Genomic DNA, 13,335 nt, shown 5'->3' on the forward strand with positions numbered 1-13,335 from the left:
TCACGAGGTAGCACGCGCACCCCGCTTCGTCATGGGCAAATCGTCGATTGTATCCACGTCCCGCAATGTGGCGACCTGTGCGATGCGGTGATCGGGCAGCGTGGCGACGGTATCGGCCAGCGCATGCTCCGTGGACCAGCGGACGTTTTCAAACAGGCGCGGCGGCACGGGGCGGGCGCGTTTCAGCCCGACCAGCCAATAGCCCCCGTCCGGTGCAGGCCCGAACACCGCGTCATGCGACCCGAGCGCGCGAAACGCATCGGCCACCCGCGCCGCGGTCACACCCGGAATATCCGCCCCGATGACACAGACCGGCCCCGGGGGCGCAGCACGCAGCATACGGCCCATACGGTCGCCTAGATCACCGCGCCCCTGCGGCCAGCGCGGTAGATGCGCGGGCCAGACACGGCTGGACAGCCCTGCCCGATCCGGCGCGACCGCCAGCACCACCTGCCAGCGCGGGTCTTGCACACGGCGGATCAACGCGCGGGTCTGATGCCGGAACCACCACGCGGAAGCAGTCATGCCCAGATCACGGCCAAGCCGCGTCTTGACCCGCCCCGGCAGCGGCTCTTTCACCATGATGACCAGCGTGCGGTTCAAAGCGACAGCACCATCTCGCGGTGATCAATGCCGGCGTCGTCAAAGACCGGCCCCTGTGCCACGAACCCCAGCTTTTCGTAGAACCCCAAGGCATGCAGCTGCGCGCCCAGCTTCACGAAGCGCACGGCAGGATCCTTGCGCGCCTCGTCTACCGCCGCGCGGATCAGCGCCGCGCCAAGCCCCGTACCGCGGTGGGATTTGATCACACATACGCGCCCGATCTTGGCCGTATCACCCTTGATATGCATTCGCGCAGAGCCGATCGGCAGCTCTTCCTCGGTGGCAAGGAAATGCGTCGCGTCGTCATCGCGGTCGTCCATTTCATCGGCTTCCGACACGTTCTGCTCTTCGATAAAAACGATCCGGCGCAGCAGGTGACAGCTGGCGAGGTCTTCGGTCACGGCGATATGGGCGGTCATGCGAAATAGTCCTTCAGGATGCGGGTATAGATGGATTTGAGCTGGTGGATCTGCGCCACCTCGACGTTTTCGTCGACCTCGTGCATGGACTGACCAACCAGCCCGAATTCAACCACAGGGCAATGGTGCTTCATGAACCGCGCATCCGACGTCCCGCCAGAGGTGGACAGTTCAGGCGTCACCCCCGTCTCTGCCTGCACCGCTTTGGACACCAGATCAGACAGCTCACCCGGTGGCGTGATAAAGCTCTCGCCCGAAATCTTGACCTTTAGCTCGACCTGCACGCCAAAACTGTCGCGGATCGCGGCGGCCTGTTCCTCCAGCCAGGTGGTCAGGCTAGCGCCCGAATGCTTGTCGTTAAAACGGATGTTCACCGTCGCGCGGGTTTCAGCCGGGATCACGTTGGTCGCGGGGTTGCCGGTATCGACGGTGACAATCGCCAGCGTGGAAGGATCGAAATGGTCCGTCCCCTCGTCCAGCTGATGCGAGGCAAGCTGATCCATCAGCCGCATCATCGCAGGCATCGGGTTATTGGCGCGGTGAGGATAGGCCGCATGGCCCTGTTTGCCGATCACGCGAAAACGCGCGTTCAGCGACCCGCGTCGCCCGATCTTGATCATCTCGCCCATTTTGTTCGGACATGTCGGCTCCCCTACCAGACAAACATCCATCCGTTCGCCCGCCTCTTGCATGTAATCCAGCAAGGCGCGGGTGCCGTCGATGCCTTCGGCTTCCTCGTCACCGGTGATTGCCAGCACGATGGACCCATCGGGGGGCGTGTCGCGGACAAAGTCGATGGCCGCGGCGGTAAAGGCTGCCACACCGGATTTCATATCGGTGGTGCCGCGCCCGTACATGATGCCGTCTTTGATCTCTGCGCCAAAAGGCGGCATCGTCCAGTCGGCCTCGTTCCCGATGGGCACGACATCGGTGTGACCGTTAAAGCCAAAGCTGCGGGTGTTGCCCTTGTTGCCCCAACGCGCAAAGAGGTTCTTGATCCCGCCACGGTCCGCCCAGGCACAGTCAAACCCCGCCTCGGTCAGCAGATCGAACAGCACCTCTTGCGCGCCCCCATCTGCGGGGGTGACCGACGGGCAACGCACCAGTTTGGCGGTCAGGTCTACGGGATCGATGCTGGACATATCAGGGCTCCTTCGGCGTGTGTCGCGGTGTCGCCCTACATTTGTGGGGAAAATCCACCAAAGCCAAGGGGCAGCGCGGAAATACACAAAGCGGTGAGCCACATAGCCTACGCCAGCGCTGCAAAGCCGCGCAGGAACCTTAGTCGAAGAAAGGCGTCATCTGCGCAATAATGACAGAGTTTTCGTCCAGCGCCCGCGCCATCAAGGCCCGTTCGTCTTCGTCAATCTCGTGGCCTTCGGCCTCGCGGTCCGCAATCGTGCCATATCCGGTCACGTCCAGCGGGTTGGTATCGGCCTGTTTCAGGATGGCGACCGTCTCGCGCACGGCTTCCGCTTCGTCGATACCCGAGGCAAAGCACATCAGCGCAGCGCCCGTCGCCTTGTCCGGCAGGCCGTCGCCCTCTTTGCGGCCAATCTCGACCAGCAGCGTATAGACCTGCTGGCGTGACGGTTTCTTGGGTTTCTTCTGGTCAGACATAAAAAGGGCCACCGCATTAAGATGCGGCAGCCCTATCGTGTTCTGTGTCGTCTGAAAAGGGTCAGCTACGTCCGCGTACCAAACGTGTGACCCAAATCAACAGGCAGGCCCCGATGACGCCGACGACCAGCTGACCAATCCAGCCACCCAAGGTCGCACCGACGATTGTCATCAGCAGGAAGTTGGCAACGATCGCGCCAATGATCCCCAGAATAATGTTCATGATCAGCCCCATATCGGACTTCATGATCTTTTCCGCGATCCAACCGGCCAGACCACCGACGATTATTGCTGCGAACCAACCCAGACCTGTCATTTCAAATTCTCCATAAATCTTGTTTCATAGAGTGAACTCACAGGTCTGTGAAAAGGTTCCCTTAGTCGCGCAGCAGCTCGTTGATCGAGGTTTTGGAGCGGGTCTTTTCGTCGACGCGCTTCACGATCACGGCGCAATAAAGGTGCACACCGTTCTTCGACGGCATGGACCCCGCCACAACGACCGACCCCGCTGGCACTTCGCCATAGAAGACTTCGCCGGTTTCACGGTCGAGGATTTTGGTCGACTGGCCGATGTAGACCCCCATCCCCAAAACGGAGCCTTCGCGGACGATACAGCCTTCGACCACCTCGGAACGCGCACCGATAAAGCAGTTGTCTTCGATGATTGTCGGGCCAGCCTGCATGGGCTCGAGCACGCCACCGATGCCAACGCCACCCGACAGGTGGACGTTCTTGCCGATCTGCGCACACGACCCGACGGTCGCCCATGTATCCACCATTGTGCCGCTGTCGACATAGGCGCCGATGTTCACAAAGGACGGCATCAGCACGACGCCCGGCGCGATATAGGCCGATTTGCGCACGACACAATTGGGCACGGCGCGAAAGCCCGCCTCTTTCCAGTCGGCATCGTTCCAGCCTTTGAACTTGCTATCGACCTTGTCCCACCAACCGCTGCCCTGCGGGCCGCCGTCTTGCTGTTCCATATCCTTGATGCGGAAGCCCAGCAGGACCGCTTTCTTGGCCCATTGGTTCACATGCCAGTCGCCGTTCTCCATCTTTTCGGCAACGCGCAGCTTGCCGCTGTCCAGCGCGGCCAGCGTGTCTTCGATCGCGTCACGTGTTTCGCCGGTGGTGGCCGAAGTGATCGTGTCACGGGCGTCCCAGGCGGCTTCGATGGCGGTTTCAAGTTGGGCGTTCGACATGGGTGTAGCTCCGGCGAATGAGGGTCAAATGTTGCGCTTGGCTATACAGTCGTCGGGGCTGTGGTGCAATGACGTCGGATGGCGTGGTCATTTGCGGCAAAGGCAGGCATGTTGCAGCAAAGGGCACCCGTCGCCCGCACAGACCGGAGAGTATGATGACCGAATCCAAACGCCACCCCTTGCGCAAGGCCGGCGACGACCGCGCCACCGCGCAGGATGTACCCGACACGCCGCAAACGCGCGCCCCGGCATACCGGCTGGCCTTTACCGATGACGACTTCATGTGCCGTCAGGAGCTGCGCCCCGTCCGGCTGCAACTGGAATTGCTCAAGCCCGAGATGGAGCTGGACGCCCATGGTGTGAAATCCACCATCGTTCTATTCGGCGGCGCGCGTATTCCCGCCCCTGCCCATAAAGACAAGGCCCGCACCAAAACACTGGCCGATCTGTCCCATTTCTATGACGAGGCCCGCGAATTCGCGCGGCTGATGACGCTGAAATCGATGGAGAGTGACGGGCAAGACAACGTGATCGTCACTGGCGGTGGCCCCGGCGTGATGGAGGCAGGCAACCGTGGTGCCGTCGACGCCGGCGGGCAATCTATCGGGCTGAACATCGTTCTACCCTTCGAACAGGCCCCGAATGAATATGTCACACCGGAGCTGTGCTTTAACTTTCACTACTTCGCGATCCGCAAGATGCATTTCCTGATGCGCGCGCGGGCGATCTGTGTCTTCCCCGGCGGCTTTGGCACGCTGGACGAGATGTTCGAAACGCTGACCCTGATCCAGACAGGCCGGATGAGCCGTGTGCCGTTCCTGCTGTTCGGCCGTACCTTCTGGGAAAAGATCATCAACTGGGATGCGCTGGCAGACGCGGGCACGATCTCTGATCAGGATCTGGACCTGTTCCAATTCGTTGAAACCGCCGACGAGGCGATGAAGCTGATCGAAAACTGGGATACAGCCCCCGCCCGAGATGAAGTCCCCGGGCGTTCAAAATAAAGACCCCGGTCAGATCAGGCGCAAAGATCGGCCGGAAGCACACAGACCTCAACGTGATGCGGCAGCGTTTCCAGAACGGACCCGTGGTCCGTGTCACGTACCCCATAGCCATAGCCGGCCAGACGATGTTTCCATTCGCGGTAGGACAAGGCGCTTTCGCGTTCGCGGGTCACAAGCGCCAGTACATCGGCAGTGATAAAGGCGTCGTTCTTGATAATAACAGTCATCGCAGTATCGCTCCTGATTGTGTTGTCGATGGAAACAATATTCTGGGCGATGATGACTTAATTTCTGCTTAAATGTGGCAGGCCCAAGGTCATTTCAGGGTGACCCCGCCACAATCAAACGCCTTGAAATGCAAACAGCCGCCCCATTCGGGACGGCTGCATCGTGGATTTCACGTTGAATTAAGGGCGGTTACATCCCCGCGTCAGCCTCGATCTGCTTGCGGGACTTGCGTTCACGCTCTGTCGCCGATTTCAACTGACCGCAGGCCGCCATGATATCTTCACCCCGCGGTTTACGCACGGGCGAGGCGTAGCCTGCCTGATACACAATCTCGGAGAACGCGCGAATGCGGTTGTTCGACGACCGCTTATACGGCGCGCCGGGCCATTCGTTGAAAGGGATCAGGTTGATCTTGGCGGGGATACCGCGGATCAATTCAATCAGACGATGCGCATCGGCGTCTGAATCGTTCACACCATCCAGCATGACATATTCGAACGTGATCCGTTCAGAGTTGCTGACTTTGGGGTAGGCCCGCAGCGCCTCGATCAGCTCGGCGATGTTCCAGCGTTTGTTGATCGGCACCAGCTTGTTGCGCACCTCGTCCGTGGTGGCGTGGAAAGATACAGCCAGCTGGCAGCCAATCTCTTCGGCGGTGCGCGCGATCTCTGGCACAACACCGGAGGTCGACAAGGTGATCCGGCGGCGCGACAGCTGGATCCCCTCGGGGTCCATCGCGATCTTCATCGCGTCGCGCACGTTTTCAAAGTTATACAGCGGTTCGCCCATGCCCATCAGCACGATGTTGGACAACAGCCGCGGCGCATCGGTCAGCGTACCGGGCACGGGCCATTCGCCCAGATCATCCCGCGCCACCATCACCTGCCCGATAATCTCGGCCGCGGTCAGGTTGCGCACCAGCTTTTGCGTGCCAGTGTGACAGAAGGAACAGGTCAGCGTGCAGCCGACCTGAGAGCTGACGCACAAGGTGCCGCGCCCCTCTTCGGGAATATACACCACCTCGACCTCATGGCCGCCCGCGATGCGCACCAGATATTTGCGCGTGCCGTCTTCGGACACCTGCTTGGTCACGACCTCGGGCACCTCGATCACGAACTTCTCGGCCAGCTCGGCACGGAAGGCTTTCGACAGGTTAGTCATATCGGCAAAATCGCGGGTGCCCCATTGATAGATCCACTGCCAGATCTGCCCCACACGCATCTTCGCCTGTTTCTCAGGCGTGCCTTCTGCGATCAACGCGGCGCGCATGGCATCACGGGTCAACCCGACAAGGTTCACCGGCCCCTCCGCCTGCTTACGCGGAATGGTCATGACATCTTGAGTAATCGGCGCGGTCGCAGACATGGGGATTCTCCGGTGTGCAGGGGTTTGAGCGCTCTATATAGGGATTTTTCCCTAAATCAAAAGGAAACGCCGCATTGCTGGGCCGGGCTGAGTGCATAGCTTCGCCCGTCATGGCCGATTTATCGACCAAACCCTTGGTGTGAAAAAGCCCCGCCAATGGCAGGGCTTTGCGATCAGTTCAGGCGGAAAAACCTAGCCGCCGCAGCGTTTGGCCGCATCTTCAACCGCAGCTGTGAACCCCAGAAGCGAGAACGTGTCCTCGGTCTGTGTCCCACGCCCGGAACGGCCCATCAGCTTGGCATCCGCGCCACGTTTCATCGCGGCGATGATCTTGTTGTCGTCCTCGGTGGTCGCAGGCCAGGCCCATTCGCCTTCGGTGAACAGCTCGAACGTGGTGCCGCCGATGTTCATGTTGACCGTCGACCCCGAAGCAAAGGGATAGCCGCCGGTAAAGGCCACCTGCCCCTTGGCCCCCGCGCTTGGACGGTAAAAGACCATCAGCAGCGTCTGGCCACGGTTCACCGCCACAACGCGACCATCGCGGGAGTTCACGGATTCCTTCGGCGTGGACACGCCCCAGCATTCGGTCGGGTTGTCTTCGACGAATACGCTCCAGTCCGTCTCTGCTGCCACGCGGTTCGTGCTTTGCGCTTGCGCGAAAACGCTGCCTGCGCTCAGACCCGCCAGCGCCGCCGCAAAACCAATCGTCCTAAAGTTCATCATCTACCTGGGCCTCCAGCCGCCATTAACCTCAACATCACAACAATTCCCCAATGGCAGCCCTTCGGGAGGCGCTCTTGATCAAAGGAACTGTATTTCTCTCGTCAACAAGCATAATAACGGCAAACAGGCGACACACGAAACCCTGATTGGCAGGAATTCGCCAACGAAAAGGATAATTCATGACCCAAGCAGCCCCCTTTGCTGAAATCTGGCGTGGTCCGTTTCTGGAAAGCGTGCATTCGGGTCATGCGGTGGTCTGTGACAGCAGCGGTCAGATCCTGCAGACTTGGGGCGATCCCGACACGGTGATCCTGCCGCGCTCCTCTGCCAAGATGATCCAGGCGCTGCCCCTGATCCAGTCCGGTGCCGCCGATGCCTATGGCCTTGGGCCCCAACATCTGGCGCTGGCCTGCGCGTCCCATCAGGCGGCGGATTTGCATGTGGGCATCATCTCTGACTGGCTCAAGACGTTGGGGCTGGACGACAGCGCCTTTCGCTGCGGCACGGCACTTCCCGGTGACGAGGCCGCGCGCAATGCACTGGTGTGTTCTGACACCCAGCCTTGCCAGATCCACCATGAATGTTCCGGCAAACACGCGGGCTTCTTGTCGGTCAACGCTCATATGGGCGGCGGCGCGGATTATGAAAAGCCGGACCACCCGGTGCAACGCGCCTGTCTCGAGGCGTTCGAGCGTGTGACCGGCACCACCTCGCCCGGCTTCGGGATCGACGGCTGCTCTGTCCCGAATTTTGCAACCACGCTACATGGTATGGCCCGCGCCATGGCGCATTTCGCCGCTGCTCCTGATGGGTCGGCCGAGGCGCGGCTGCATCAGGCCATGCGCCTGCACCCCGACCTTGTCGCCGGCGAGACCCGCGCCTGCACCAATCTGATGCGCGCGATGAACGGCAAGGTCGCGCTCAAAACCGGGGCCGAGGGGTTCTTCATCGCGATCCTGCCGGATCAGAACATCGGCGTGGCTCTCAAGGCGGCCTGTGGCACCAAACGCGCGGCCGAATGCGCGATCACCTCGATCCTGGTCAAACTCGGCGCGCTCGACCCGAACCACCCCGAAGCGTTGAAATACCGCAATGCCCCGATAGAAAACCGGCGCGGCATCATCACGGGCACGCTCAAGCCTGCCGCTGGCTTTGCGTAACATCGCTTCCAAATGGTTAAAAATCCCGGGGTATGGGGCAGCGCCCCATGCAGCTTGCGCGCCTAGATGACGAATTCGTCCTTGGCGTACCCCTGCACATAAAGCAGCGCCGTCAGATCGCCAAAGTTGATCCGCACGTCACATTCCGCCGCCACGGCGGGCTTGGCGTGCAGCGCCACGCCCATGCCCGCGCGCGCCAGCATGCCCAGATCGTTTGCCCCGTCGCCCACGGCAATCACGTCGTCCTTCTGACAGCCCCAGCCGCGCGGTGATCTGTTCCAGCGCATCGACCTTGGCCTGTTTGCCCAGGATCGGCACGCCGACGTCGCCCGTCAGCACGCCATCCGATGCGATCAGCGTATTCGCGCGGTTCTCATCAAAGCCAAGCGCCTCTGCCACGGCGGCGGTGAACGCCGTGAAACCGCCCGACACAAGCGCCGCATAGGCACCATTTGCCTTCATCGTGGCGATCAGGGTCTTGCCGCCGGGCATATGGGTGATCCGTTCGGCCAGCACGCGGGTGATCACCGCCTCGTCCAACCCTTTTAACAGACCAACCCGTTCGCGCAGGGCGGCGTTGAAATCAAGCTCTCCGTTCATGGCGCGGGCGGTGATATCTTTGACGCGGTCCCCGACCCCGGCTTCATCTGCCAGCTCGTCGATACACTCCTGCTGGATCATGGTGCTGTCCATATCCGCCAGCAGCATCTTCTTGCGGCGGCCTTCCGACGGGGTGATCACCAGATCGACCCCCATCCCCTGACATTCGGCCCAGACATCCCAGCGATTGCCCGGCATCCGCTTCATGTCAAAGCCCGCCGCCTCGTCCGGAGCAAGCCAGACCGCATCCCCGCCGCCCCATGCGTTGCGCACGGCATCGACCAGAGACGCCTCAAGCTGCGGGCGTTGAGGAGAGGTTAGAAGGGTCACACTATGCATGGGTCAGGTCCGTTCGGGTCAAATCAGTCTGGGGCGCATCTTGCGCATTGTTTTAACGGGGTTTCCACCCCTGTTCCAGCGCTCCTGCGGGGGAAGGTTGCGCGCCTTGCCCAAGCGGCCCGAACAGACCTCCTTGCGCGTTATCCTGTCCGCTCTTATGTTACAAAATATGCAAACTGAAAAATGTCAGGTAACATTTAAGTTGCGTCGAATCGCGACTATCCCTACGCTCGTCAACCAAGGGAGACTTTCATGGACGCTTTTATTTGTGACGCGCAGCGCACACCCATCGGCCGCTTTGGCGGCGCATTGTCATCGGTCCGCGCCGATGATCTGGCAGCGGCACCGATTGCCGCACTGATGGCCCGCAATCCTGATCTGGATTGGTCCAAAATCGATGACGTGATCTTTGGCTGTGCCAACCAGGCCGGCGAAGACAACCGTAACGTGGCCCGTATGGCGGCCCTGCTGGCCGGCCTGCCGGTCGATGTGCCCGGTGCAACGATCAACCGTCTGTGTGCCTCTGGCATGGATGCGGTCGGCGTCGCGGCCCGTGCGATCAAGGCCGGCGACATGGATCTGGCGATTGCCGGCGGTGTCGAAAGCATGACCCGCGCGCCTTTCGTGATGCCCAAGGCGGAAACCGCCTTCTCGCGCAACAACGCTGTCTATGATACCACCATTGGCTGGCGCTTTGTGAACCCCAAGATGAAGGCGCAATACGGCGTCGAATCCATGCCCGAAACCGGCGATAACGTGGCTACGGATTATGATATCAGCCGCGAAGATCAGGACGCCTTTGCCAAGCGCAGTCAGGACCGCTGGGAAGCGGCGGACAAGGCCGGTGTTTTCGCCGACGAGATCACCCCCGTGTCGATCCCGCAGCGCAAGGGCGACCCGATTGTCTTTGACCGCGACGAACACCCGCGCCCCGGCACCACGATTGACGCGCTGACCAAGCTGCGCCCGATCAACGGCCCCGACCTGACCGTGACTGCGGGCAATGCCTCTGGCGTCAACGACGGCGCGGCGGCGATGCTGATGGCCTCTGAGGCGGCGGCGTCGCAGCACGGGTTGACCCCGATTGCGCGCGTTGTCGGGATCTCTGCCGCCGGTGTTGAACCGCGCGTCATGGGCATCGGCCCTGTTCCTGCCAGTCAGAAAGTTCTGGCCCGCGCAGGTCTGACCATCGACCAGATGGATGTGATTGAACTGAACGAAGCATTCGCGTCGCAAGGGATCGCCACATTGCGCGCGCTTGGCGTGGCGGATGATGCGCCTCATGTGAATGCCAACGGCGGCGCGATTGCCATCGGTCACCCGTTGGGGATGTCCGGTGCCCGTCTGGTCATGACCGCAGCCCTGCAGTTGAAACGCACAGGCGGCCGCTATGCGCTGTGCACCATGTGTGTCGGCGTCGGCCAAGGCGTCGCTATCATCCTCGAACGCGCTTAACGCAATTATCCCCCTGAAAGGATCTGAACGATGTATGCACAGATGATCAAATCCACCGGCCAAGGTGTCAAATCTCTCGAAGAGATGGATCCGCAGGAACGCGCCTTTCAGGAACGGATAAATGCGGGCGGCAAGATTGAACCCAAAGACTGGATGCCGGAGGGGTATCGCAAGAACCTGATCCGGCAGATCGGCCAGCACGCGCATTCGGAAATCGTGGGCCAGTTGCCAGAAGGCAACTGGATCACCCGTGCCCCGACGCTGGAGCGTAAGGCGATCCTGCTCGCCAAGGTGCAGGACGAGGCAGGCCACGGTCTGTATCTCTATTGCGCCGCTGAAACACTGGGGGTCAGCCGTGACCAGCTGACCCGCGACCTTCTGTCGGGCAAAATGAAATATAGCTCTATCTTCAATTATCCGACCCTGACATGGGCCGATATGGGGGCTGTCGGCTGGCTCGTGGATGGGGCCGCGATCATGAACCAAGTGCCGTTGCAACGCACATCCTACGGCCCCTATGCACGCGCGATGGTGCGTATCTGCAAAGAGGAATCGTTCCACCAGCGCCAGGGCTACGACATCATGATGAAGATGGCGAAGGGCACAGACGCGCAGCGCAAGATGGCGCAGGACGCGCTGAACCGCTTCTGGGGGCCTGCGCTGATGATGTTTGGCCCGTCGGACGAAAATTCCGTCCATTCGGCGCAATCGATGGCGTGGAAGATCAAGATGAACTCCAACGACGAGCTGCGTCAGAAGTTCGTCGATGAATGTGTCCCGCAGGCCGAATATCTGGGCCTCACCGTTCCCGACCCCGATCTTAAGTGGAACGAGGAACGCGGGCATTACGACTTTACCCAGCCCGATTGGGACGAATTCTTTGACGTGCTCAAGGGCAATGGCCCCTGCAATACCGAACGGCTCGCCGCGCGCAACAAGGCGTGGGACGACGGCGCGTGGGTGCGGGACGGTTTGATGGCACATGCGGCGAAGAAACGCGCCGCGAAACTGGCAGCGGAGTAAGCAAGATGAGCAGCCCAGAAGCAAAACCCTACCCCGGCACCCAAGCGGTCGACCACGGCAAGGCGCGCGCCGATGAATGGCCCCTATTCGAGATTTTCATTCGCGGTCAGCACGGGCTGAGCCATCGCCACGTCGGGTCGCTTCACGCCGCTGACGCCGAAATGGCGATCAAGAATGCCCGCGATGTTTATACGCGCCGCAACGAAGGCGTGAGCATCTGGGTCGTCGAGGCCGCCCATATCGCCGCCTCCTCGCCCGAGGAAAAAGGCCCGCTATACGAGCCCGCTAACGACAAAGTCTACCGCCACCCCACCTTCTTTGACATTCCAGACGAAGTGGGGGCGATGTGAGCACGGCAAATATAGATCCTAACAAAGGAAATTTGTTCGAATTTCTATGCCGGATGGGGGATAACACCCTTGTTCTGGGGCACCGCGTTTCGGAATGGTGCGGCCACGCCCCTGTGCTGGAGGAAGACATCGCGCTGGCGAATACCGCGCTGGACCTGATCGGCCAGACCACGCTTTGGCTGGATCTGGCGGGTAAGGTCGAAGACGCGGGTCGCGATGCGGATCGGCTTGCCTTTCACCGTGACGTCTGGGATTTCCGCAATCTGTTGTTGGTCGAACAGCCCAACGGCGATTTCGGCCAGACGATCATGCGCCAGTTCCTGTTTGACGCATGGCACCTGTCGCAGCTGACCGCCCTGATGGAAAGCAGCGATGCACAGATCGCCGCCATCGCGGAAAAGTCGAGCAAAGAGGTGACCTACCATCTGGAGCGCGCGACAGACACGGTGATCGGCCTTGGCGACGGCACCGAGGAAAGCCACCGCCGCATGCAGAACGCGCTGGACCTGTTGTGGCCCTATGTCGGGGAAATGTTCGTCGCGGACGCTGTGGACGAGGCTATGGTCGCAGCAGGCATTGCACCCGATCCTGCCTCCCTGCGCGCCGCCTATGATACCTTGGTGAACGATGTCTTCACCGCCGCCACGCTAACACGGCCCGAAAGCGATTTCGGCCATCGCGGCGGCAAGTCCGGTAAACGCCATTCGGAACATCTGGGGCATATGCTGACGCAGATGCAATGGCTGCAACGCGCCTACCCGGATGCGACATGGTAGTCGAAAAGCCTTCGTTAGAGACTGTTTGGGGCTGGCTCCACGCCGTGCCGGACCCCGAGATTCCGGTAATCTCGCTGACCGATCTGGGGATTATCCGCGATGTGCAATGGCAGGGTGACACGCTAGAGGTCACGGTGACGCCGACCTACTCCGGCTGCCCCGCGACGACGATCATCAACCTTGATATCGAAACGGCATTGCGCGGGCACGGGATCGAAAAACTGGCTCTAAAGCGGCAGCTTTCGCCTGCCTGGACCTTCTGACTGGATGACCGACGCGGGCCGCGCCAAGCTGGAAAGCTACGGCATCGCCCCGCCCCAACCCGCAGGTGGCCCCGAACGCTGCCCCCGTTGCCAATCGACGCATCTGGAAAAGATCAGCCAGTTCGGATCGACACCCTGCAAGGCGCAATGGCGCTGCACCGACTGTCTGGAACCCTTCGATTATTTTAAGTGTATCTGACCC

The 13,335-nt window shown here is 60.9% G+C and carries 15 protein-coding genes and 2 pseudogenes; 7 read left to right on the forward strand and 10 right to left on the reverse strand.

Features of this window, described 5'->3' with window-relative positions; all coding sequences use genetic code 11:
* The 6 genes from SJY36_RS14970 to dapD all read right to left on the reverse strand — a co-directional run bounded on the left by SJY36_RS14970 (window position 1) and on the right by dapD (window position 3,847).
* Window positions 1-603 (reverse strand): TIGR04282 family arsenosugar biosynthesis glycosyltransferase, encoded by a 603-nt coding sequence (locus tag SJY36_RS14970; protein WP_386176182.1) that lies wholly within the window; start codon window positions 601-603, stop codon window positions 1-3.
* The gene (locus SJY36_RS14975; RefSeq protein ID WP_005850535.1) at window positions 600-1,022 is read right to left on the reverse strand and encodes a GNAT family N-acetyltransferase; all 423 of its coding nucleotides are present in this window, start codon (window positions 1,020-1,022) and stop codon (window positions 600-602) included. The genes SJY36_RS14970 and SJY36_RS14975 overlap by 4 nt, the downstream gene beginning before the upstream one ends.
* Window positions 1,019-2,164, reverse strand: a complete 1,146-nt coding sequence (gene dapE, locus SJY36_RS14980; RefSeq protein WP_386176184.1) for a succinyl-diaminopimelate desuccinylase — start codon at window positions 2,162-2,164, stop codon at window positions 1,019-1,021. Before dapE ends, SJY36_RS14975 begins: the two co-directional genes overlap by 4 nt.
* A 139-nt stretch (window positions 2,165-2,303) precedes the next feature.
* Window positions 2,304-2,642: a hypothetical protein gene (locus SJY36_RS14985; RefSeq protein ID WP_005850537.1), complete on the reverse strand. Its 339-nt coding sequence runs from the start codon at window positions 2,640-2,642 to the stop codon at window positions 2,304-2,306.
* Between the two features lie 61 nt (window positions 2,643-2,703).
* Window positions 2,704-2,958: a GlsB/YeaQ/YmgE family stress response membrane protein gene (locus SJY36_RS14990; protein ID WP_005850538.1), complete on the reverse strand. Its 255-nt coding sequence runs from the start codon at window positions 2,956-2,958 to the stop codon at window positions 2,704-2,706.
* A 61-nt stretch (window positions 2,959-3,019) separates the two neighbouring features.
* Window positions 3,020-3,847 carry a 2,3,4,5-tetrahydropyridine-2,6-dicarboxylate N-succinyltransferase gene (gene dapD / locus SJY36_RS14995; protein ID WP_005850539.1) on the reverse strand — a complete coding sequence of 276 codons (828 nt, stop codon included), beginning with the start codon at window positions 3,845-3,847 and terminating at the stop codon, window positions 3,020-3,022.
* Window positions 3,848-3,999: 152 nt separating this feature from the next.
* On the opposite strand from dapD, the gene SJY36_RS15000 reads away from it, so the two are divergent.
* Window positions 4,000-4,851, forward strand: a complete 852-nt coding sequence (locus tag SJY36_RS15000) for a TIGR00730 family Rossman fold protein (protein WP_386176186.1) — start codon at window positions 4,000-4,002, stop codon at window positions 4,849-4,851.
* Between the two features lie 14 nt (window positions 4,852-4,865).
* Here the strand turns inward: SJY36_RS15000 and SJY36_RS15005 are convergent, their stop codons facing one another.
* The 3 genes from SJY36_RS15005 to SJY36_RS15015 form a co-directional block, all read right to left on the reverse strand.
* Window positions 4,866-5,078 (reverse strand): hypothetical protein, encoded by a 213-nt coding sequence (locus SJY36_RS15005; protein WP_005850541.1) that lies wholly within the window; start codon window positions 5,076-5,078, stop codon window positions 4,866-4,868.
* Window positions 5,079-5,268: 190 nt separating this feature from the next.
* Window positions 5,269-6,444: a 23S rRNA (adenine(2503)-C(2))-methyltransferase RlmN gene (gene rlmN / locus SJY36_RS15010; RefSeq protein ID WP_037942562.1), complete on the reverse strand. Its 1,176-nt coding sequence runs from the start codon at window positions 6,442-6,444 to the stop codon at window positions 5,269-5,271.
* Window positions 6,445-6,636: 192 nt separating this feature from the next.
* Window positions 6,637-7,167, reverse strand: coding sequence for an invasion associated locus B family protein (locus tag SJY36_RS15015; RefSeq protein WP_386176188.1), 531 nt, complete (start codon window positions 7,165-7,167; stop codon window positions 6,637-6,639).
* Window positions 7,168-7,346: 179 nt separating this feature from the next.
* Here SJY36_RS15015 and SJY36_RS15020 point away from each other — a divergent pair, with 179 nt between their 5' ends.
* On the forward strand, window positions 7,347-8,327 hold the full coding sequence (locus tag SJY36_RS15020) for an asparaginase (protein WP_386176190.1): 981 nt from the start codon (window positions 7,347-7,349) through the stop codon (window positions 8,325-8,327).
* Window positions 8,328-8,389: 62 nt separating this feature from the next.
* Here SJY36_RS15020 and serB read toward each other — a convergent pair.
* Window positions 8,390-9,266, reverse strand: a pseudogene (gene serB, locus SJY36_RS15025) (phosphoserine phosphatase SerB).
* Between the two features lie 252 nt (window positions 9,267-9,518).
* Here serB and pcaF point away from each other — a divergent pair.
* The 5 genes and pseudogenes from pcaF (at window position 9,519) to paaD (ending at window position 13,332) form a co-directional block, all read left to right on the forward strand.
* The gene (gene pcaF, locus SJY36_RS15030) at window positions 9,519-10,721 is read left to right on the forward strand and encodes a 3-oxoadipyl-CoA thiolase (protein WP_064217289.1); all 1,203 of its coding nucleotides are present in this window, start codon (window positions 9,519-9,521) and stop codon (window positions 10,719-10,721) included.
* A gap of 30 nt (window positions 10,722-10,751) precedes the next feature.
* Window positions 10,752-11,744: a 1,2-phenylacetyl-CoA epoxidase subunit PaaA gene (gene paaA / locus SJY36_RS15035; RefSeq protein ID WP_009825611.1), complete on the forward strand. Its 993-nt coding sequence runs from the start codon at window positions 10,752-10,754 to the stop codon at window positions 11,742-11,744.
* 5 nt (window positions 11,745-11,749) lie between these two features.
* Window positions 11,750-12,094 (forward strand): 1,2-phenylacetyl-CoA epoxidase subunit PaaB, encoded by a 345-nt coding sequence (gene paaB, locus SJY36_RS15040; RefSeq protein ID WP_005850550.1) that lies wholly within the window; start codon window positions 11,750-11,752, stop codon window positions 12,092-12,094.
* 53 nt (window positions 12,095-12,147) lie between these two features.
* Window positions 12,148-12,870 (forward strand): 1,2-phenylacetyl-CoA epoxidase subunit PaaC, encoded by a 723-nt coding sequence (gene paaC / locus SJY36_RS15045; RefSeq protein ID WP_217621263.1) that lies wholly within the window; start codon window positions 12,148-12,150, stop codon window positions 12,868-12,870.
* A pseudogene (gene paaD / locus SJY36_RS15050) lies at window positions 12,864-13,332 on the forward strand (1,2-phenylacetyl-CoA epoxidase subunit PaaD). Before paaC ends, paaD begins: the two are co-directional and overlap by 7 nt.
* The last annotated feature ends 3 nt before the right edge of the window (window positions 13,333-13,335 follow it).

Source organism: Sulfitobacter sp. R86518 (assembly GCF_042466275.1).
Lineage (GTDB): Bacteria > Pseudomonadota > Alphaproteobacteria > Rhodobacterales > Rhodobacteraceae > Sulfitobacter > Sulfitobacter pontiacus.